Source organism: Stenotrophomonas sp. GD04054 (genome assembly GCF_029836955.1).
Classification (GTDB): Bacteria; Pseudomonadota; Gammaproteobacteria; order Xanthomonadales; family Xanthomonadaceae; genus Stenotrophomonas; species Stenotrophomonas maltophilia_A.
Genome location: NZ_JAOECR010000011.1, coordinates 39718 through 58871, shown reverse-complemented (window position 1 = coordinate 58871; position 19154 = coordinate 39718). Strand labels below are relative to the sequence as shown.

Sequence of the window (19154 nt, the reverse complement as noted above, 5' to 3'; positions counted from 1 at the left end):
GGGGTGAAGACTCAATGACTGGGAGATCCGCGGCCATCACCGAAGGCGTCCACCAGCTGCTGGCGTTCGGCTGCGGTCAGTGCCTCAAGCCGCGTTGCCAGTACTTCTTCCAGGCTGGCGGTGCGGGTGGTACCCAGGATGCCACTGGCCACGCCGGGATGGCCCAGGGCGTAGGCAAACGCGGTCTGGGCGGGGCGCTGGCTGCGGATGGCGGCCAGCGTCTTCCGCATGTTGCGTGCGCTGTGCATCAGTGTGCGGCTGCTCGGTTTTAGCCAAGCCCTGGCCAGATACCAGGCATCCGCCGGTCGTGGCAGGCGCGGGCGTGGTGGCAGCAGATGGCCCTGCGCCAGCACGGTGCCGGCCAGTACGCCGATGCCCACTGCGTGCAACTGGTCGATGAGGGGTTCACGGTCCTGCTGCAGGGCGTTGTAGTCCAGAAGCACCACGTCGAACAGCGTGGGATGGTCGATCATCCAGCGCAGGGTCGATGCCGTGTGCGTATTGATGCCGGTGTGCCGGATCAGCCCGCGTTCGCGCAGGCGTTGCAGCGCGGCCAGCAGGTCATCGTTGATGTCGTGCTGGCTGGCACCGTGCAGCTGGTAGATATCCAGGTAATCCAGGCCGAGGTTGCGCAGCGAGGCCTCGCAGCTGGCAGTGATGGCTGCCGGCGAGAAATTGCGTTGCTCGGCGCCGCTGACGCCGGCCTGGCCGGTCAGTGTGCCGCCCTTGCTGGAAATCACCAGCGACTCGCGCGGGTATCGCTTCAGCAACGGGCGCAGGATGCGGCCCAGCCGCGGCTCGGCGTGGAAACCGGAATAGTTGTGGCCGGTGTCCAACAGGTTCACGCCCTGTGCCAGTGCATGCTCGACCACGTGCGCTGCCGACTGTTCCGGGAAGCGGCGATGCCCCCAGAAGCCGGAGCAGCCCAGGCCCACCGGCGAAATCGGCAGGCCGGTGCGGCCCAGCGTGCGGCGTTGCTGTGCCAACGGCATCAGAATTCCAGGTCCAGCGCCGCGCACAGGTAGTCGACGAACGGGCCGAGCGCGGCCAGGTCCTTGCCCAGCGTGGACAGCAGGCGCGGGCCGGTCATGGTGGCGTCGTCCAGCGAGCGCCACATCACCCAGTTGCGGTGCTTGAGGTCGTCGATGAATTCGAAGTCGGCCGGGAAGCCGCGCGGCGGACGCACCAGCTTCTCGCTCTCTTCGAAGTCGAAGCGCTTGCGCAGGGCCGGTGCATGCGCTGCGGCCTTCCAGCTGCCGGGGTTGTCGAGGATGAAGTGGCGCACGCGGCGCTGGGTCTCCGGTTCCGGATGCCACAGGCCGGCACCGACGAAGCTCTCGCCCGGCTGCAGGTGCACGTAGAACGAGGGCGCGGCCACCTCGCGGCGGCGCTCATGGAACAGGCGTGCACCCTGCCAGGTCTTGTACGGGGATTTGTCGTTGGAGAAGCGCGCGTCGCGATGGATGCGGAACAGCGAGCCGCCGACGCCGCGGGTATCGGCGCGGAAGTGGTCGCTGACCTCGGCCAGCGCCGGCTGCAGGTCACCCAGCAGGCGCAGGAATGGCTGCCGCACGTGGTCTTCATACTGCTGGCGGTGGTCGTTGAACCACGCCTTGTCGTTATGCCGCGCCAGGCTGCGCAGGAACTTGAAGCTGGCGTCCGAGAAATAGGTACTCACAAGGTCTCCTGCAGGTGCTGGCCCCAGTCGCGCAGCGATTGCAGCAGGGCCTGGCGCCGTGCATCGTCGGGCGCTTCAGCGGCCAGTGCATCGAGCTGCTGCTGGTACTGGGGCAGGTTGAGTTCGCCCAGCCCGCCGTCTCCGAGCAGGCGCTGGCGGCGGTAATCCTGCCAGCGCTGGCGTTCAGCCGGCGCGAGGCTGTCGGGATGATTGCGCGCGCGGTAGCGGAACAGCAGCTCCGGCAGGCGCGGGTCGCGGAAGCGGCCTTCCAGCGCGGCCAGCTGCTCCGGCGCGGTGGTGCGTGCCAGCGCAAGCAGCGGCTTGTCGCCATTGCCGAGGAAGCCGTCGTAGAGCGAGGCATCGACATCGGCCACGGTGGCGGCGCGGGGCTGGTTGTAGACCTGCCGGGCCTTCTCGGCCAGCTGCGGGGCGAACGCGCGCAGGCGTTCCACTTTGGCCTCGATCGCGGCCACGTCCAGGCCGAGGCGCGCGTGGTCATCGGCGCGCAGGTGGTTCCAGGCGATCAGCGCGGGCACCTTGTTCAGGTGCACTTCCTTCAGCGGCACCCGCGCCACGCCTTCGGGCAGCTCGCTGGCGCGCATGTACAGGCGCTGTGCGATCACCTCGGCCGGCAGTTCCAGCAGATCGTCGATCTCGCCTTCCAGGTCGAACACGATCACCCGGTTGTTGATGGTCGGGTGCGCGGCCAGCGGCAGCACCGGGGCCGCGCACAGGCGACTGGCCGGGTAGCGCATGGAAATGTGCAGTACCGGCTTCATCGCGGCCACGTCCAGCAGGCTGCCGACGAAGCGTTTGTCGCGCAGCTTCAGCGCGTACTCCCACAGGCGTGGCTGCGACTGCTTGAACAGGCGTGCCATGCCGATGGTGGCGCGTACGTCGGACAGCGCTTCGTGCGCATCGCCTTCGCGCACGTTGTTGGCCTCGGCCAGGTGCTCGAGCTTGAACGAGGTGGCGCCATCCTCGCGCAGCGGCCACTGGATGCCGTCCGGGCGCATCGCGCGCATCAGCCGCAGCATGTCCAGCAGGTCCCAGCGCGAATTGCCGTTGCGCCACTCGCGTTCGTACGGGTCGTGGAAGTTGCGGAACAGGCCGTAGCGGACGAATTCATCGTCGAAGCGCAGCGTGTTGTAGCCCAGCGCACAGGTGCCGGGGCGCGACAGCTGCTCGTTGATGCGATCGAAGGCCTCGGCTTCGCTGATGCCCTCGGCCAGTGCCTGCTGCGGGGTGATGCCGGTGACCAGGGTGGCCATCGGCGAGGGCAGCAGGTCATCGGCCGGGCGCACGAAGAAGCTGACCGGCGTGTCGATTTCGTTGAGATCGGCGTCGGTACGGATCGCGGCGTACTGCGAGATGCGCGTGCGCCGCGGGTCCTGGCCGAAGGTTTCCAGGTCGTAGAACAGGAAGCTGTCAGCCATCAGTGCGCGCCCTCCAGGACCGGTAGCTGGGCGTGGATCTGTGCTTCCAGTGCGGTCCAGTCGATGTTGTCCAGTGAATCGTGACCGGCGGTGGCGGCCACCAGCATGTCGCGCTGCAGTTCGGTGCGGCGCAGCGCCTCGGCGTACGGCGTGTGCAGGAAAGTGACCATCGTGTAGTGCGGTACGAAGCGGGTCGGCCAGCGCCGCTGCAGTTCCTGTTCCAGCTCGCGCTGCAGCAGGAAGGCGGGATCGGCCACGCGGTCACGCATCTCCAGGTAGTTCTCCAGTGCCATCCGCTGGATGGCACGTGCATTCGGCTTGCGCTCGGCTTCGAACGCGGCGAACGCGCCTTCCAGATCATCCGCCTCCATCAGGTGGCGGGCCAGCGCAACGCAGTCCTCGAACGCGCAGTTCATGCCCTGGCCGTGGAACGGCACCATCGCATGCGCGGCGTCGCCGATCAGCACCGCGCGGCCCTGCTGGTGCCAGCGTTCCAGGGTGAGCGTGCCAAGCAGGCCCGGCGGGTGCTGCTCCCAGTCCGCGCGCAGGTTCGGGATCAACGGCAGGGTGTCGGCGAACTCGCGTGCGAACAGCGCTTCGGCCTGCGCGCCGGTGTTGACCGTCGCGAAGCTGGGATCGCCCTGGTTGGGCAGGAACAGGGTGACGGTGAAGGTGCCTTCGTGGTTGGGCAGGGCGATGCACATGTAGTGGCCGCGCGGCCAGATGTGCAGCGCGTTGCGCTCGATGCGGAAGCTGCCGTCGGCGGCCGGCGGGATCTCCAGCTCCTTGTAGGAGTGGTCGAGGAAGGCGATGTCCTCGCCCAGCGGCGCACGCCGGTTCATCGCCGCGCGCAGGGCCGAACCGGCGCCGTCGGCACCGATCAGGGTGTCGAAGCGGATGTCGTGCGGGCTGTCGTCGCGGTCATCGATGAAACGCGCGTAGCCGGCGTCGAAATCAACGGTGTGCAGGCGGCGATGGAAGTGCACGGTGGCGCCGGCCTGTTCGGCCAGCTCCAGCAGCGTGGTGTTCAGGTCGCTGCGGTGGATCGACCAGATCACTTCGCTGTCGTCGCGGCCATAGCGCTGCAGCTGCGGTTCGCCCTCGCGCGGGTGCACCATGCGCCCGCGCATCATCACCGCGCGCGCCATCACCTCGTCTTCCACGCCCGCCTGACGCAGTGCGTTGCGCCCACGCTCGGCCAACGCCAGGTTGATCGAGCGGCCGCTCTCGTAGTCGGCCACGCGTGGATCGCCGCGGCGTTCGTACAAGGTGATGCGCCAGCCCTGGCGTGACAGCAGGATGGCCAGCAGGGACCCGGCAAGGCCGGCACCGATAATGCTCAACGAGCGGGAAGCGTGTGCGATCAACGAACTGTCCAGCAGTAGGGGAGGGGCCGGCTTAGAGGCCGGCCCAGGCTTCCACTTCCTCGACGAAGTGGTGCACGTCCAAGTAGCGGTTGTAGAGCGGGGTGGGCGAGATGCGGATCACGTCGGGTTCGCGCCAGTCGCCGAGCACGCCGATGCCGCGCAGATGCTCGAACAGCGCACGGCCGCGCTCGCGGCCACCGATCACGCGCAGCGACAACTGGCAGCCACGGCGCTGCGGCTCGGCCGGGGTGATGATGTCCAGCACGCCGGACAGGCGCGCACGGACCAGTGCTTCGAGCATGCCGGTCAGTGCCAGCGACTTGCTGCGCAGCGCCTCCATGCCGGCGCGCTCGAACAGGTCCAGCGAGGCGCGCAGCGGCGCCAGGCCGAGGATTGGCGGATTGCTCAGCTGCCAGCCTTCGGCACCGATGGCCGGCGTGAACTGCGGTGCCATCTGGAAGCGGGTGGATTCCTCATGGCCCCACCAGCCGGCAAAGCGCGGCAGGCTGGTGTCGCGGTGATGGCGCTCGTGGACGAAGGCGCCGGCAACCGCGCCCGGGCCGCTGTTGAGGTACTTGTAGTGGCACCACACGGCGAAATCAGGGGCCACGTCATGCAGGCGCAGCGGCAGGTTGCCGACCGAGTGTGCCAGGTCGAAGCCGATACGCGCGCCCTGCAGACGTGCGGCGCGGGTGATCGCATCGAGGTCGAAGGCCTGGCCGGTGCGGTACTGCACGCCGGGCCACAGCACCAGCGCCAGGCGTGAACCGTGCTCGGCGATGGCATGCTCGATCGCGGTCAGTGAAATCGTGCCGTTGGCCTCGTCCGGCTGCACTTCCACCAGGCACTCGGCCGGGTCGAAGCCATGGAAGCGGATCTGTGCTTCCACCGCGTGGCGATCGGTCGGGAATGCGCCGGCTTCCATCAGGATCACCGGGCGCTCGGCCGTGGGCCGGTAGAAGCTGACCATCATCAGGTGCAGGTTCACGCTCAGCGTGTTCATTGCAACTACCTCGCTGGGCAGCGCACCGACCACGCGGGCCAGCTGCGCGCTCACCAGGCGGTGGTAGGACAGCCACTGTGTCGGGCCGGTGAAGTGGCCTTCCACCGCCAGCTCGCCCCACTGCTTCATCACTTCCTGCACGGCCGCCTGCGCGCCACGCGGCTGCAGGCCCAGCGAGTTGCCGACGAAGTAGGTCTGCTCGCCGCCGCCATGGCGCGGAATCAGGAATTCATTGCGCAGCGGGCGCAGCGGATCGGCGGCGTCCAGGGCAATGGCGTGGGTGCGGCTGAGCAGGTCGGACATGGTCGGGCAACAGGCTGCAACGGGACCGCCAGTGTAGCGCCTGGGGCATGGCCCGGTAGCTGCCAACCCAACGCCAGCGCCGCATGACCCGGTTTTCGCCAACCTTGGTTGGCGCACGTACAAGCAAGCGCCCACCAAGGTGGGCAACTACCAGAGCGGGGGCAAGCGCCCACCAAGGTGGGGAACTACCGTTCGATGGCTCAGCCCGCCGCTGGCGCCGGCAGCGGGTCCACGTGCCCGCACTCGCTGCAGGTACGCAGTTCCAGGCTGGCGTGATAGCGCGCAAACACCTTGGGCAGGTCGGTCTCGATGTTCTGCAGCGGGAAATACTCTTCGTGCAGCTTGTGGTTGCAGCGTTCGCAATGCCAGATCACGCCGTCCATCTCGTGCGGCAGGCGCTTGCGCTCGACCACCAGGCCGATACCACCGGGCGGGCGCCGCGGCGAGTGCGGCACCTTTGCCGGCAGCAGGAAGATCTCGCCGGCGCGGATCGGAATGTCGCGCACCGCGCCGTCTTCCTGCACCTTCAGCACCATCTCGCCTTCGAGCTGGTAGAACCACTCCGGGCCTTCGTCGTAGTGGAAGTCGGTACGCGAGTTCGGCCCGCCCACCACCATCACGATGAAGTCGCCGTTGTCGATCATCTTGTTGCCCACCGGCGGCTTCAGCAGGTGGCGGTTTTCTTCGATCCAGGCGTGCAGGTTGATCGGCGAAGCGAGCATGGTGGTCATCCGTAAGGGATCAGTCGCGCTTGCCCTTGCGCGGGACGTAGGACAGGGCCTTTTCATAGGCGGGCTGCAGCTCTTCCTGCGAACCGACGTCGATGCCCATCTCGCGCACGCGTCCGTCCTTCAGGCTGTAGACCCAGCCGTGCACCATCAGCTTCTGGCCGCGGGCCCAGGCGTCCTGCACGATGGTCGAGCGGCACAGGTTGGCCACCTGCTCGATCACGTTCAGTTCGCACAGGCGTGCGTGCTTGAGCTCGTCGGTCTCGATCGCATCGAGGATGCCGGTGTGCTTCTGCATCACGTCGCCAACGTGGCGCAGCCAGTTGTCGGCCAGGCCGACGCGGGTGTTGTGCAGGCAGGCATGCACGCCGCCGCAGCCGTAGTGGCCGACGATCAGGATGTGCTTCACCTTCAGCTGGTCCACCGCGTACTGCACCACGCTCAGGCAGTTCAGATCGGTGTGGGCGACCACGTTGGCGACGTTGCGGTGCACGAACACTTCGCCCGGGGCCATGCCGATGATCTGGTTGGCCGGCACGCGCGAATCGGAACAGCCGATCCACAGGTATTCGGGGTGCTGCTGCTTGGCGAGCTGGTGGAAGAACTCGGGGTCTTCCTTCTCGATGCGGTCGGCCCAGTCGCGGTTGTTCTGCAGCAGTTTGTGGATGTCTTTCATGTATGGGTCCCTGGCGTAGGGTGGGGGCTCGCCGCAGCCGTCCGGCTGCGTCGTCGCGGGAATCTGGGGCGTTCAGTCGCTGCGGGCGGCCTGTTCGCGGTGCCAGCGCATCCACTGCGCCAACTCGGTGGAAGCGGGGGTGCCCAGCTGTTCCAGTTCGGCGATCACCGCGCGCTGGTTCGCATCGGGATGGTTCTGGCTCAGCTTGAGCTTCAGCTGCACCTGTTCGACCTGGAAGCGGAAGCCGACGATGGCGCGCAGCTCCGGGCCATGTTCGGCACGCGTGGCATCGAACTGCCAGGCCTGGCCGACACTGGCTTCGAAGCGGTCGCTGATCGCGCCGACCAGTTCGGCCAGCGCCTCGGTATCGTCGAAGGTCTGCAGCTGGCCACGCAGCTCGGCGGCGGCGTAGTTCCAGGTGGGTACCCGCGCAGCGGGTTCCTTGTCCGGATACCAGCTGGCTGAGACGTAGCCATGCGGACCATCGATCAGTACCTTGGCCGCGCCGCGGTGGCGCGACTGCGGGTTGGCGCGCGCCCAGTGGCCGCGCAGTTCGATCTGGTCGCCGTCACGCCGGTACAGCACCGGCATCCGGGTCAGCTCCGGCAGGCCATCGCTGCCGGGCGTAAGCACGGTAACGAACGGGTCGCGCGCCAGCAGGCGGTCCAGCCAGAGCAGGTCGGTCTCGGCGAAGGCGCGCGGGGTGAACATGCAGGGTCAGGCGCGCCCGCCCAGCGACTGGATCATGCGGCCGCGCAGGCCCTCATCGCTGTCGGCCTGCGGCGGCTGCACTTCGTGCAGGCTGAAGCCGCGCACCAGCGCGTCTTCCTCGTCCAGGCCGTCGTACTCGACGAATTCGGCGTCGAACAGCTGCGAACGCGCGGTGTCTTCGCTGTCATAGCTCAGCGTGTTGCCATCGCTGTCGAGCACTTCGGCGGTGCCGGCCGGGCGCACGCGCAGGCGCGCCCAGATCAGGGTGTTGCCGAGGCTGGCCAGCCACCAGCTGTCGCGCGAGGCGGTGATGTCATTCATGGATGTGTTACCAGAGCGAGGCCAGCCAGAGCAGGGCGGCCATGCCCAGTCCGGCCAGCAGGGTCAGCAGCGATACCCAGGCCGGCGTCGCCAGCCCGGACAGCGAGCGGTCCGGCTGCTGGCGATAGTCACGGCGCAGCAGCCAGGCCAGGGCATCGGGCTTGAGGAAGGCGCCGCTGCCGAAGCGCTCGGCGAGCGCCGGATGGCGATCGCGTACGTGCACCAGGGTCAGCGGCCAGAAGATCACGAAGGCACTGAACCCGGCCACTGCAACGCCGACGAAACAGAGGGCGAAGAACAGGGTCATGGGAGCGGTACCTCCGTGGTCGTGTGGGGCTTAGAAGTCCGCGCTGCCCGGGGCGCGCGGGTAGGGGATCGCATCGCGGATGTTGGACAGCCCGCAGACGTACACCACCAGGCGTTCGAAGCCCAGGCCGAAGCCGGCGTGCGGCACCGAACCATAGCGGCGGAAGTCGCGATACCAGCTGTAGTGCTCACGATCCAGGCCGAACTGGGCCATGCGCGCGTCCAGCACGTCCAGGCGCTCTTCGCGCTGGCTGCCGCCGATGATCTCGCCGATGCCCGGGGCCAGCACGTCCATCGCGGCAACGGTCTTGCCGTCGTCGTTCAGGCGCATGTAGAAGGCCTTGATGTGCTCCGGATAGTTGGTCACCACCACCGGGCGGCCGACGTGTTCTTCGGTCAGCCAGCGCTCGTGCTCGGTCTGCAGGTCCAGGCCCCATTCGACCGGGAAGTCGAACTTCTTGCCGGACTTCTGCAGCAGGCTGACCGCATCGGTGTAGTCGATGCGCTCGAACGGCGCATTGATGAAGTCTTCCAGCTTGGTGATCGCGTTCTTGTCCACGCGCTCGGCGATGAAGGCCAGGTCGTCGCCACGCTCGTTCAGCACCGCACGGAACAGGTACTTCAGGAACTCTTCGGCCAGGCGCGCGTCTTCGGCCAGGTCGGCGAAGGCGATTTCCGGCTCGATCATCCAGAACTCCGCCAGGTGGCGGGTGGTGTGGCTGTTCTCGGCGCGGAAGGTCGGGCCGAAGGTGTAGACCTTGCTCAGCGCCAGGCAGTAGGCCTCGACGTTCAGCTGGCCGGACACGGTCAGGAAGGTTTCCTTGCCGAAGAAGTCGCGGCCGAAATCGATCGCGCCCTTCTCGTCACGCGGCAGGTTCACCATGTCCAGGGTGGACACGCGGAACATCTGGCCGGCGCCTTCGGCGTCGGAGGTGGTGATGATCGGGGTGCTGATCCAGTTGAAGCCGTTCTCGTGGAAGAAACGGTGCACGGCCTGGGCCAGGCAGTTGCGGATGCGGGTGACCGCGCCGAACAGGTTGGTGCGCGGGCGCAGGTGCGCCACTTCGCGCAGGAACTCCGGCGACATCGGCTTGGGCTGGATCGGGTAGGTGAGCGGGTCTTCGACCCAGCCGACCACGTCCAGCGTGCTGGCCTGGATCTCGAATGACTGGCCCTTGCCCTGCGACTTCACCAGGGTGCCGGTGGCGATGACCGAGCAGCCGCTGGTCAGGCGCTTGATCTCATCGAAGTTGGCCAGGCTGTCGCCGGCCACGACCTGGATCGGCGCGAAGCAGGAGCCGTCGCTCACATTCACGAAGGCCAGATTCGCTGAACCGCGCACCGTGCGCACCCATCCGCGTACCGTGACTTCGCCGCCTTCCGGGATCTTCCCGGCAAGCGCATGTTCAACGCTGACCACCGTCATGACTTGAATCCTCTGCTGATCGACTCGATCTGTGAACACGGGAGTTTACCGGTTGCAGCGTTCTGCTTGCGAGGCATTTTTCGTGGCAACGGCTCCTTATAATGTCCCCGTACCTCTGGAGTAGCCCCATGGCCGTCAGCCTGACCCCCATTGCCTTCGAGCGCGTGCAGCGCTTTGTCGCCCAGACCCCCGGCGCGCTGGGCCTGCGTTTCGGCGTGACCAAGACCGGTTGCTCGGGCTGGGGTCACATCACCGACCTGGCCCGCGACGAGCGCGAGGGCGATACCGTGTTCGACCAGGACGGCGTGAAGATCTACGTCGATGCCAAGAGCCTGGCGCTGGTGGACGGCACCGTGATCGACTTCGGCAAGCACGGCCTGAGCGAAACGTTCACGTTCAGCAACCCCAATGCCACCGCCGAGTGTGGCTGCGGCGAGAGCTTCACTACCGACGCCGACAAGGCCTGACGCGCGGCTTTGGCGCCCGCTGGGCATGGCCCGGCGCTACCCGCCTGGTGGGTGCCGACCTTGATCGGCACCGGGGGCAGGGCACCCCGGTTCAGAAGGTCGGGTGCCCCCGGTTGCCCGCCATCCCCATCTGCGCCATAATGCGCGGCTTCCTGCCTCCCCGGCGGGAATCCTTGCCCCACCGCGGTATCAACGGCGGGGGGCTGTCCGGCCGCAAGGCCACATCCGAAAGGTAGAAAAAACATGAGTCGTCATTACGAAATCGTGTTCATGGTCCACCCGGACCAGAGCGAGCAGGTCCCGGCCATGATCGAGCGCTACAAGTCGCTGGTCGAGAACGGCAACGGCACCATCCACCGTCTGGAAGACTGGGGCCGCCGCCAGCTGGCGTACCCGATCCAGAACCTGGTGAAGGCCCACTACGTGCTGATGAACATCGAAGCCGACCAGGCCGTTCTGAACGAACTGACCGAGAGCTTCCGGTTCAACGACGCCGTGCTGCGCAACCTGGTCATCAAGCGTGACGAGGCTGACACCGAGCAGTCGCTGATCATGAAGAGCAAGGACGAGAAGGGTGACAAGCCGGAGCGCGGTGAGCGCCGTCGTCGTGACGACGAAGAAGGCGAGTCCAACAACACCGCTGACAACGAAGCCGGCGACGACGCCGCTTCCGCCGCCTAAGGAGCCTTCCCATGTCCAAGTTCTTCCGTCGCCGCAAGTTCTGCAAGTTCACTGCTGAAGGTGTGAAGGAGATCGACTACAAGGATCTCAACACCCTGCGCCAGTACCTGACCGAGAACGGCAAGATCGTGCCGAGCCGCGTCACCGGTACCAAGTCGAAGTACCAGCGCCAGCTGGCGACCGCCGTCAAGCGCGCTCGCTTCCTGGCCCTGATCCCGTACACCGACAACCACGACGTCTGATGCCAGCGGGGCGGCCCGGCGCCGCCCCCGCTGTGCCAGCTATTCGGACAGCCTTTGTTGCGGGGCATCGCCTCGCTAACGAATAACTTATCTGGAGCAATACCATGCAGCTGATCCTCCTGCAGAAAGTCACCAACCTCGGCAACCTGGGCGACCTGGTCGACGTGAAGCCGGGCTACGGCCGTAACTTCCTCGTGCCGCAGGGCAAGGCCGTGCCGGCCACCGAGAGCAACAAGGCCGAGTTCGAAGCCAAGCGCGCCGAATACGAAGCCAAGGCCCAGGCCATCCACGCTGACGCCGAAGGCCGCAAGGCCAAGCTGGAAGGCGCGAGCGTGACCATCGCCGCCAACGCTTCGACCGAAGGCAAGCTGTACGGCTCGGTTGGCCCGCGCGACATCGCCGAGGCCTTCACCGCCGCCGGCCTGCCGCTGGAAAAGAGCGAAGTGATCCTGGGCGAAGGCGCCTTCCGCAACATCGGCGAATACGACGTGCTGGTCCACCTGCACGCTGACGTCGAGACCACCGTCAAGGTCGTCGTCGTCGCCGAAGCCTGATCCCACGCCGCAAGGCCTGGCATCACCGCAGAACGGGCGCCCGCAAGGGTGCCCGTTTTGTTTTGGGCGAGCGCGGGACATGTAGAGTCGAGCCATGCTCGACTTGATCTTCGCCCTGCATCACTTCCTGCTAGACGGCCTCAACCAGGAAGTGGCGCTCAAACTCCGCGAGTGCACTGGCAGCATCTGTCCGCAGCTGCTCGTGCTGGAGCAGTTCTCCGGCGCGACGCGCCCGTTCGATCATCATGCCGATACAGGTCGCCATGTCTGCTGATACAACGGGCACGAGGGCGTTTCTGTCGATGGTTTTCCAGGGCTGGCAGGCGTAGACCATATCCATGGTCAATAGCTGCTTTTTTAGGAACAGCTTCAAGCGGTCTGGTCCACTCTGTTCGAATGCCACAATCGTCCCGGAGACCCGAAGAACGACTCCGAATTTGGTGATGGATCGAAGATAGTTCCCCGTCACATGACGATCGAAGCAGATGTTCAGCTGTCTCTGGAGTGGGGCAAAAAGAGCGCCTGACGGCGGATCGCCGTAATGGCCGCTGATCTGTATCTGCATGGGCAGCTCTCAAGTGGTCTGGATGACGAATCGACCGCAATCCATCGAAGGTGAGGGAATGTTGCGATCAAGCAATAGATAGCCCATTCCGCCGATCAGGATTCCTCGATGCGTCGGTGCTGCCCGGTTCAATCGGGAGCCGTTGATCTGGAGGATGAATTCCCGTCCATCGGTGCAATCGTCCTGAAGCCAGACGGGAATTCCGCCAATCTTGGCGATTCCGTTCGCGGCGTCATCCGGGATGGAGGCCGTGGCAGTGGTGATCAGGCGCGGATAAAAAGGGGGCGCTGCGCTGTCTGGACCGGATTCGTGGGGTGCGTAAGCGATGACACGTCCGCCAGTCAGTAGAGCGGTTTCGATGTAGGCATCGTCAATAACGTCATAAGGCGTGAAGATCGACACGCAGAGATCAGCTCTGATTTCGATCTTCTGGGCATGCGTTTGAACGAAGGGTGCAGGCAGGCTCGCAAGATGAAGCATCGGCTTCGCCTTTGCGTCGCAAGGCCAGGGAGTATCGGGAGGCAGGTATGGATTGCCTCCAAGAAAGGCGCGATCCCGGGCTTGGCCAAGGTGCTCAAACTTCAGCTCCTGGTAGGAAGGCTGGCTGGGGCTGTTCATCGGTCCATGCTGCAGCCTGGAGACGTGGCTGGCTAGGCTGACTCAAAAAATACATTTTAAAATCAAATATTTGGTTCATTGGGGAGGGGGCTGCGCGGTCCGAAAGTGACATTCAAGCGTGAAACGGAGTACGTGTACGGGCATTCTCGGCCGGTCATCCCGCCCGTGGAACATTCGCGCCGTTATACTCATTCCATTGTGTCACCCTTGGCTTCATTGAATTCTTTTGAAATCAATGGCTTGAGGTGCTGGCTGACCTGACATCCACAATACGGACGCCCCCAAAGCGCCTGTTGGAACCCAATCACGCCATGCGTCTTTCCACGATCAAGCTGTCCGGCTTCAAGTCGTTCGTCGATCCGACCACCCTGCACCTGCCGACCAACATGACCGGCGTGGTGGGCCCCAATGGCTGCGGCAAGTCGAACATCATCGACGCCGTGCGCTGGGTCATGGGCGAGAGCTCGGCCAGCCGCCTGCGTGGCGACTCGCTGACCGACGTGATCTTCTCCGGCTCCAATGCCCGCAAGCCGGTCTCGCAGGCCACCGTCGAGCTGATCTTCGACAACTCCGACCACACGATCTCGGGCGAGTACGCCTCGTTCAACGAAATCTCGGTCAAGCGCACGGTCAGCCGCGACGGCACCAGCAACTATTACCTCAACGGCACCAAGTGCCGCCGCCGCGACATCACCGACCTGTTCCTCGGCACCGGCCTGGGCCCGCGCAGCTACTCGATCATCGAACAGGGCATGATCAGCCAGATCATCGAGGCGCGCCCGGAAGACCTGCGCGTGTACCTGGAGGAGGCGGCCGGCATCTCCAAGTACAAGGAGCGCCGCAAGGAGACCGAGACCCGCATCCGCCACACCCGCGAGAACCTGGACCGGCTGGGCGACCTGCGCGACGAGATCAGCAAGCAGCTCGAACACCTCAAGCGCCAGGCCAAGCAGGCCGAGCAGTACCAGGCGCTGCAGGAAGAGCGCCGGATCAAGGATGCCGAGTGGAAGGCGCTGGAATTCCGTGGCCTCGATGGGCGCCTGTCGAAGCTGCGCGAAGGCCTGTCGCAGGAAGAGACCAAGCTGCAGCAGCTGATCGCCGATCAGCGCGACGCAGAGGCCCGCATCGAAACCTCGCGCGTGCGTCGCGAAGAGGCCGCCGATGCGCTCAACACCGCGCAGGCGGCGGTCTATCAGGTCGGCAGCACCCTGGCCCGCCTGGAGCAGCAGATCCAGCACCAGCGCGAGCTGTCGCAGCGCCTGCACAAGGCGCGCGACGAAACCCAGCAGGCCCTGGCCGAACTGGGGCAGCACATCAGTGGCGACGAGGCCAAGCTGAGGGTGCTGCGGGAGGCGGTAGAGGCCGCCACCCCGCAGCTGGAAGAACTGCAGGAAGAAAACGAGATAAAGCAGGAAAGCCTGCGCGAGGCTGAAGACCGGCTGGCCAGCTGGCAGCAGCGCTGGGAACAGCACACCTCGCAGAGTTCGGAAGCCTCGCGCGCCGGCGACGTCGAGCGCACGCGCGTGGACTACCTGGACAAGCAGATCCTCGATGCCGACCGGCGTCGTGAAGCCTTGTCCGCCGAGCGCGCCGGGCTGGACGTGGATGCGCTGGAAGAAGCTTTCGAGCAGCTGCACCTGCAGCACGACACGCAGAAGACCGCGCTGGATGAATTGAGCGAAGACGTCGAGCTGCGCAAGCAGGGCGTGGCGGAAGTGCAGGAACAGCAGCGCAATGGCCAGAACGAACTGGCCGAACTGCGCAAGCAGGCCAACGGCCTGCGCGGTCGCCTGGCTTCGCTGGAAACCCTGCAGCAGGCCGCGCTGGGCCAGGAGCAGGGCGCTGCCGTGGCCTGGCTGAAGGCGCGTGGGCTGGATTCGGCAGCGCGTGTCGGCGAACGCCTGGACGTTGACGCCGGCTGGGAAAACGCGGTGGAAAGCGCGCTCGGCCAGTTGATCGAAGGCGTGCTGGTCGATGACCCGGCCAGCCTGGTCGACGCGCTGGGCGAACTGGGCGAGGGCCACATTGCGCTGGTCGCCAACGATGGCGCGGACCTGAAGGTCGCGCCGACCTCGCTGGCTGCACGCGTGCGTGGCCCGGCAGCGATCCGGCGCCTGCTGGCGCACCTGCACGGTGCCAGGGATCTGTCCGAGGCCAAGGTGCTGCAGGCCAGCCTTCCGGAAGGCGATTCGATCATCACCCAGAGTGGCGAGCGCCTGGGCCAGGGCTGGCTGCGCGTATCGCGCTCCGGTGCAGCCCAGCAGGGCGCGCTGCTGCGCGAACGTGAGATCCAGGAGCTGCGTGAGCAGATCGAGCAGCTGCAGGACCGCGAGGCCGAACTGGAAGAACAGCTGGCCGGCTTCCGAGAGCAGCTGCAGGCTGCCGAACAGCAGCGCGAAGACGCGCAGCGTGCGCTGTACCAGGCCCATCGTGCGGTGTCCGAACTGGCCGGCCAGCTGCAGGGCCAGCAGGGCAAGGTGGAGGCAGCGCGCACGCGCATCGATCGCATCGAGGGCGAGCTGAAGCAGCTGCAGGAAACCATTGAAGCCAACAACGAACAAGCGCGTGAAGCGCGCTCGCGGTTGGAGAACGCGGTCAGCAGCATGGGCGACCTGGAATCGACCCGGCAGCGGCTGGAGGGAGAGCGCCGCCAGCTGACCGAGGCCCGCGACCTGGCCCGCGACGCCGCACGTGCGGTGCGCGAGCGCTCGCATTCGCTGGCCCTGACCCTGGAATCGCAGCGTGCGCAGCTGGCTTCACTGAGCCAGGCGCTGGAACGCATGGGTACCCAGCGCGGACAGCTGGATTCGCGACTGGGCGAACTGCACTCGCAGCTGGATGAAGGTGATTCGCCGGTCGAATCGCTGCAGGCCGAGCACCAGAACGCACTGGAAGAGCGCGTGCGGGCCGATCGCGTGCTGACCGAGGCGCGCACGCTGCTGGACGGCATCGACGCCGAGCTGCGCAATTACGAGCAGACCCGCCACCAGCGCGACGAACAGGCGCTGGCCCAGCGCGAGCGAATCTCGCAGCGCAAGCTGGACCAGCAGGCGCTGGTGCTCAGCGCGGACACCCTGCAGGGCGCGGTGGAGAAGGCCGGCTTCGTGCTGCAGGACGTGCTCAACGCACTGCCCGAGGACGCCCGCCTGGGCGACTGGGAGCAGGCCGTGCATCAGATCGATGGGCGCATGCGCCGGCTGGAGCCGGTCAACCTGGCCGCCATCCACGAGTACGGCGAGGCTTCGCAGCGCTCGGACTACCTGGATTCGCAGCACACCGACCTGACCACGGCGCTGGAAACCCTTGAGGATGCCATCCGCAAGATCGACCGCGAGACCCGCGGTCGTTTCAAGGACACCTTCGATCGTGTCAACGCTGGCGTGCAGGCGCTGTACCCGCGCCTGTTCGGTGGCGGCCACGCCTACCTGGAACTGACCGGTGAAGACCTGCTCGACACCGGTGTGACCATCATGGCGCGTCCGCCGGGCAAGCGCGTGTCCAGCATCTCGCTGCTGTCCGGCGGCGAGAAGGCGATGACCGCGGTGGCGCTGGTGTTCGCCATCTTCCAGCTGAACCCCGCGCCGTTCTGCCTGCTGGACGAGGTGGACGCGCCGCTGGACGAAGCCAACGTCGGCCGCCTGGCCAACATGGTCAAGGAAATGAGCGAAAAGGTGCAGTTCCTGTTCGTCAGCCACAACAAAGCGACGATGGAGGCCGCGCACCAGCTGTCGGGCGTGACCATGCGCGAGCCGGGCGTCAGCCGCCTGGTCAGCGTGGACCTGGAAGAAGCCGCGCGATTGGCGGGCGCGGCCTGACGTGCCATCCTAGTTACCTGAATGAACTAGCCGGAGAACCTATCGAATGTCCGACACGGCACTGTTGCGCATCGGCATCCTGGCCGCCGGCCTGCTGTTGATCGCCGCGATCTTCCTGTTTGGCCGTCCGAAAAAGAAGCCCCAGGGGCGTCGCGTGGAAGGCGCGGAACCGACCAGCGGCGAGCGCCGCGAGCCGGTACTGGGCGAAGACGGCGTCGCCGTGGCCGATGGCCGCGTCGAACCGGGCATGGGCACGGAAGGCGAGCAGGCCGAACTTGGTCTGGGCGAAACCGACCCGGGCGCCAGTGATCTCGGCAAGCGCGCCACCCAGGATTTCGACAAGATCGTCTCCTTGTTCGTGGCTGCCCGGGCCGGTGAACAGCTGCGTGGCGAAGACATCGTGGTGGCGGCCGAGAAGACCGGCCTGGTGTTCGGCCACATGAACGTGTTCCACCGTCTGGTGGAAGGCCACCCCGAGCGCGGACCGATTTTCTCGATGGCCAGCATCATGAAGCCGGGCAGCTTCGACATGGCCAATATCCGCGCCATGGAAACCCCGGCCATCGCCTTCTTTCTGACCCTGCCGGCGCCGCTGACCGCGCTGGACGCCTGGGAGAAGATGCTGCCGACGGTGCAGCGCATGGCTGAACTGCTGGATGGCGTGGTGCTGGATGACAGCCGCAATGCCCTGGGCCGCCAGCGCATCGCACACATCCGTGACGAGCTGCGCGCCTACGACCGCCAGCACCAGGCCCCGCCGCTGACCAAGACCCCGCGCTGGTAAGCGCCATGGCGTGCCGACCAACGGTCGGCACCCACCCCGACCAACGGTCGGCACCCACAACAGTAGATCCACGCCATGCGTGGATGGGGCGAACCAGGGTTCGCCCCCACCAACAGGGTCAGGCCGGTACGCCGGCCACCTTCGCGAACGCATGGCGGAACGCGGCCATTTCCTCTTCGGTGCCGACGGTCACGCGCACGCGCTGTGGCCAGATCGGCCAGCTGCGTCCGATCACCACGCCGTTGTCCGCCATCGCCTTGGCGAACGCGCTGCCATCGCGTTGCACGTCGACCACGAAGCAGTTCGCTTCCGACGGCACGCAGCTGAAACCACGCTTGCCCAGCCATGCGATGGTGGCCTGGCGCACCTTGGCATTCTGCAGGCGGCGCTGTGGAATCAACTGCGGATCGCGCAGGCTGGCCAGTGCCGCCGCCAGCGCCGACACCGGCAGCGGGTTGTCGCCCAGGCTGGCCAGTTCGCGCAGGCGGTCGGGATGTGCGGCCGCCACGCCCAGGCGCAGGCCGGCCATACCATATAGCTTGGAGAACGTGCGCAACACGATCAGGTCATCGCGCTGCGCCACCTGCGCGATCAGGCTCGGCTGTTCGCTGTACTGCAGATACGCCTCGTCCAACAGCACGCGGGTGGAAGCGGGCTTGTGGGCCAGCAGCCAGGCGAGCTCATCCGGTGGGCTGATCGAGCCGGTCGGGTTGTTCGGGTTGCACACATACAGCAGCCCGGTCGGGCGTGCGTGTGCGGCGGCGGCCATCGCACGCAGATCGTGTGCACCGTCCTCGCGCAGCGGCACTTTCTGCACGTGTGCACCGTGTGCGGCGGCGACCTCGCCGAGCGTCTCGAAGGTTGGGTCGGCCACCACCAGCCCCGCCTGCGGGCCGGTCCATAGCACGGCGGCGCGGTTCAGCGGCTCGCTGGAACCCGGATACAGCCGCACGTGATCAGCCGGGATGCGCGCCTGTTCGATGAAGGCATCGCGAACCTGTGCCGCCAGAGCGAAGCGGTAGCGGCCGCAGCTGGCGATGCTGTCGCGCGCCGCCTGCTGGGCGGCGGGCGAGGGGCCGTACGGGCATTCGTTGAAGTTCAGTAGTACGGCGCCTTCGGCAGGGGCTGGGGCGGCGGCTGTCGCGGGTTGGGCATGGCCGAGCTGCGGCAGCCCGGTGCCGGCGACGGCGAGGCCAGCACCGGCCAGTTGCAGGAAGCGTCGACGGGTAGCGGGCAGGGTCACGGGTAGGATTCCGGAGGGTAGCCAGGGCACGCTAGCGCCGGTGGGGATGCGCCGCAAGCCGTCTTTTGTAGAGTCGAGCTTGCTCGACTGCTTTGGCCGTGCATGAAGGCCAGTCGAGCAAGCTCGACTCTACGGAAAGGCGCAGTCGAGCTTGGCTCAACTCTACAAAAGGCGGCGGCGTTACAGGGGCTGACAGCCGGGCGCGGTAGAATCCCCGGCCATCCCAGAAC

The 19154-nt window shown here is 66.4% G+C and carries 20 protein-coding genes; 6 read left to right on the top strand and 14 right to left on the bottom strand.

Translation table 11 applies throughout. The annotated features are described in order from the left end of the window. Positions 1-11 precede the first annotated feature (11 nt). The 11 genes from N7573_RS07790 to asnS all read right to left on the bottom strand — a co-directional run bounded on the left by N7573_RS07790 (position 12) and on the right by asnS (position 9955). Entirely contained in the window at positions 12-992 is a 981-nt protein-coding gene (locus N7573_RS07790; RefSeq protein WP_279912685.1) for an aldo/keto reductase, read from the bottom strand. Next, a complete protein-coding gene (locus N7573_RS07785; protein WP_032127674.1) occupies positions 992-1678 on the bottom strand; it encodes a DUF2461 domain-containing protein in 687 nt (228 codons plus the stop codon). Before N7573_RS07785 ends, N7573_RS07790 begins: the two co-directional genes overlap by 1 nt. Further along, positions 1675-3114, bottom strand: a complete 1440-nt coding sequence (gene sbcB / locus N7573_RS07780; protein ID WP_182266389.1) for an exodeoxyribonuclease I — start codon at positions 3112-3114, stop codon at positions 1675-1677. The genes N7573_RS07785 and sbcB overlap by 4 nt, the downstream gene beginning before the upstream one ends. Further along, entirely contained in the window at positions 3114-4481 is a 1368-nt protein-coding gene (locus tag N7573_RS07775; protein WP_279912686.1) for an NAD(P)/FAD-dependent oxidoreductase, read from the bottom strand. Before N7573_RS07775 ends, sbcB begins: the two co-directional genes overlap by 1 nt. Before the next feature lie 31 nt (positions 4482-4512). Then, positions 4513-5787: a kynureninase gene (kynU, locus tag N7573_RS07770; RefSeq protein ID WP_032127677.1), complete on the bottom strand. Its 1275-nt coding sequence runs from the start codon at positions 5785-5787 to the stop codon at positions 4513-4515. Between the two features lie 200 nt (positions 5788-5987). Continuing rightward, the gene (locus N7573_RS07765; RefSeq protein ID WP_049422134.1) at positions 5988-6509 is read right to left on the bottom strand and encodes a 3-hydroxyanthranilate 3,4-dioxygenase; all 522 of its coding nucleotides are present in this window, start codon (positions 6507-6509) and stop codon (positions 5988-5990) included. A 19-nt stretch (positions 6510-6528) separates the two neighbouring features. Further along, the gene (gene can, locus N7573_RS07760) at positions 6529-7191 is read right to left on the bottom strand and encodes a carbonate dehydratase (RefSeq protein WP_014037740.1); all 663 of its coding nucleotides are present in this window, start codon (positions 7189-7191) and stop codon (positions 6529-6531) included. 72 nt (positions 7192-7263) lie between these two features. Continuing rightward, the gene (locus N7573_RS07755; RefSeq protein WP_049400205.1) at positions 7264-7902 is read right to left on the bottom strand and encodes an FMN-binding negative transcriptional regulator; all 639 of its coding nucleotides are present in this window, start codon (positions 7900-7902) and stop codon (positions 7264-7266) included. Between the two features lie 6 nt (positions 7903-7908). Then, positions 7909-8223 (bottom strand): hypothetical protein, encoded by a 315-nt coding sequence (locus N7573_RS07750; protein ID WP_006453002.1) that lies wholly within the window; start codon positions 8221-8223, stop codon positions 7909-7911. Positions 8224-8230: 7 nt separating this feature from the next. Beyond that, positions 8231-8530, bottom strand: a complete 300-nt coding sequence (locus N7573_RS07745; RefSeq protein ID WP_005417403.1) for a hypothetical protein — start codon at positions 8528-8530, stop codon at positions 8231-8233. A gap of 30 nt (positions 8531-8560) precedes the next feature. Continuing rightward, positions 8561-9955 (bottom strand): asparagine--tRNA ligase, encoded by a 1395-nt coding sequence (gene asnS / locus N7573_RS07740; RefSeq protein WP_279912687.1) that lies wholly within the window; start codon positions 9953-9955, stop codon positions 8561-8563. A gap of 128 nt (positions 9956-10083) precedes the next feature. Here asnS and N7573_RS07735 point away from each other — a divergent pair, with 128 nt between their 5' ends. The 4 genes from N7573_RS07735 (at position 10084) to rplI (ending at position 11899) form a co-directional block, all read left to right on the top strand. Beyond that, positions 10084-10422, top strand: coding sequence for an iron-sulfur cluster assembly accessory protein (locus N7573_RS07735; protein ID WP_006376495.1), 339 nt, complete (start codon positions 10084-10086; stop codon positions 10420-10422). A gap of 243 nt (positions 10423-10665) precedes the next feature. Next, positions 10666-11103 (top strand): 30S ribosomal protein S6, encoded by a 438-nt coding sequence (gene rpsF / locus N7573_RS07730; protein WP_005410228.1) that lies wholly within the window; start codon positions 10666-10668, stop codon positions 11101-11103. 11 nt (positions 11104-11114) lie between these two features. Beyond that, the gene (rpsR, locus tag N7573_RS07725) at positions 11115-11345 is read left to right on the top strand and encodes a 30S ribosomal protein S18 (protein WP_002804494.1); all 231 of its coding nucleotides are present in this window, start codon (positions 11115-11117) and stop codon (positions 11343-11345) included. A gap of 104 nt (positions 11346-11449) precedes the next feature. Further along, entirely contained in the window at positions 11450-11899 is a 450-nt protein-coding gene (rplI, locus tag N7573_RS07720; RefSeq protein ID WP_005410227.1) for a 50S ribosomal protein L9, read from the top strand. A gap of 130 nt (positions 11900-12029) precedes the next feature. Here rplI and N7573_RS07715 read toward each other — a convergent pair whose 3' ends face one another. Then, positions 12030-12464 carry a hypothetical protein gene (locus tag N7573_RS07715; RefSeq protein WP_279912688.1) on the bottom strand — a complete coding sequence of 145 codons (435 nt, stop codon included), beginning with the start codon at positions 12462-12464 and terminating at the stop codon, positions 12030-12032. 9 nt (positions 12465-12473) lie between these two features. Beyond that, complete coding sequence (locus tag N7573_RS07710) at positions 12474-13082, bottom strand: DUF1963 domain-containing protein (RefSeq protein ID WP_277778220.1); 609 nt, start codon at positions 13080-13082, stop codon at positions 12474-12476. Between the two features lie 311 nt (positions 13083-13393). On the opposite strand from N7573_RS07710, the gene smc reads away from it, so the two are divergent. Further along, the gene (gene smc / locus N7573_RS07705) at positions 13394-16897 is read left to right on the top strand and encodes a chromosome segregation protein SMC (protein WP_279912689.1); all 3504 of its coding nucleotides are present in this window, start codon (positions 13394-13396) and stop codon (positions 16895-16897) included. Between the two features lie 46 nt (positions 16898-16943). Then, positions 16944-17681, top strand: a complete 738-nt coding sequence (gene zipA, locus N7573_RS07700; RefSeq protein ID WP_006376490.1) for a cell division protein ZipA — start codon at positions 16944-16946, stop codon at positions 17679-17681. Between the two features lie 118 nt (positions 17682-17799). On the opposite strand, the gene N7573_RS07695 is transcribed toward zipA, so the two are convergent. After that, positions 17800-18924 (bottom strand): pyridoxal phosphate-dependent aminotransferase, encoded by a 1125-nt coding sequence (locus N7573_RS07695; protein WP_279912690.1) that lies wholly within the window; start codon positions 18922-18924, stop codon positions 17800-17802. Positions 18925-19154 lie beyond the last annotated feature (230 nt).

Bases quoted from the DNA above. Each gene is read 5' to 3' on its own strand.
- smc (WP_279912689.1), top strand. From the start codon at position 13,394: ATGCGTCTTTCCACGATCAAGCTGTCCGGCTTCAAGTCGTTCGTCGAT.
- asnS (WP_279912687.1), bottom strand. From the start codon at position 9,955: ATGACGGTGGTCAGCGTTGAACATGCGCTTGCCGGGAAGATCCCGGAA.
- N7573_RS07765 (WP_049422134.1), bottom strand. From the start codon at position 6,509: ATGCTCGCTTCGCCGATCAACCTGCACGCCTGGATCGAAGAAAACCGC.
- N7573_RS07715 (WP_279912688.1), bottom strand. From the start codon at position 12,464: ATGCAGATACAGATCAGCGGCCATTACGGCGATCCGCCGTCAGGCGCT.
- N7573_RS07735 (WP_006376495.1), top strand. From the start codon at position 10,084: ATGGCCGTCAGCCTGACCCCCATTGCCTTCGAGCGCGTGCAGCGCTTT.
- can (WP_014037740.1), bottom strand. From the start codon at position 7,191: ATGAAAGACATCCACAAACTGCTGCAGAACAACCGCGACTGGGCCGAC.
- N7573_RS07790 (WP_279912685.1), bottom strand. From the start codon at position 992: ATGCCGTTGGCACAGCAACGCCGCACGCTGGGCCGCACCGGCCTGCCG.
- zipA (WP_006376490.1), top strand. From the start codon at position 16,944: ATGTCCGACACGGCACTGTTGCGCATCGGCATCCTGGCCGCCGGCCTG.
- N7573_RS07710 (WP_277778220.1), bottom strand. From the start codon at position 13,082: ATGAACAGCCCCAGCCAGCCTTCCTACCAGGAGCTGAAGTTTGAGCAC.
- rpsR (WP_002804494.1), top strand. From the start codon at position 11,115: ATGTCCAAGTTCTTCCGTCGCCGCAAGTTCTGCAAGTTCACTGCTGAA.
- kynU (WP_032127677.1), bottom strand. From the start codon at position 5,787: ATGTCCGACCTGCTCAGCCGCACCCACGCCATTGCCCTGGACGCCGCC.
- N7573_RS07750 (WP_006453002.1), bottom strand. From the start codon at position 8,223: ATGAATGACATCACCGCCTCGCGCGACAGCTGGTGGCTGGCCAGCCTC.
- N7573_RS07745 (WP_005417403.1), bottom strand. From the start codon at position 8,530: ATGACCCTGTTCTTCGCCCTCTGTTTCGTCGGCGTTGCAGTGGCCGGG.
- sbcB (WP_182266389.1), bottom strand. From the start codon at position 3,114: ATGGCTGACAGCTTCCTGTTCTACGACCTGGAAACCTTCGGCCAGGAC.
- rplI (WP_005410227.1), top strand. From the start codon at position 11,450: ATGCAGCTGATCCTCCTGCAGAAAGTCACCAACCTCGGCAACCTGGGC.
- rpsF (WP_005410228.1), top strand. From the start codon at position 10,666: ATGAGTCGTCATTACGAAATCGTGTTCATGGTCCACCCGGACCAGAGC.
- N7573_RS07755 (WP_049400205.1), bottom strand. From the start codon at position 7,902: ATGTTCACCCCGCGCGCCTTCGCCGAGACCGACCTGCTCTGGCTGGAC.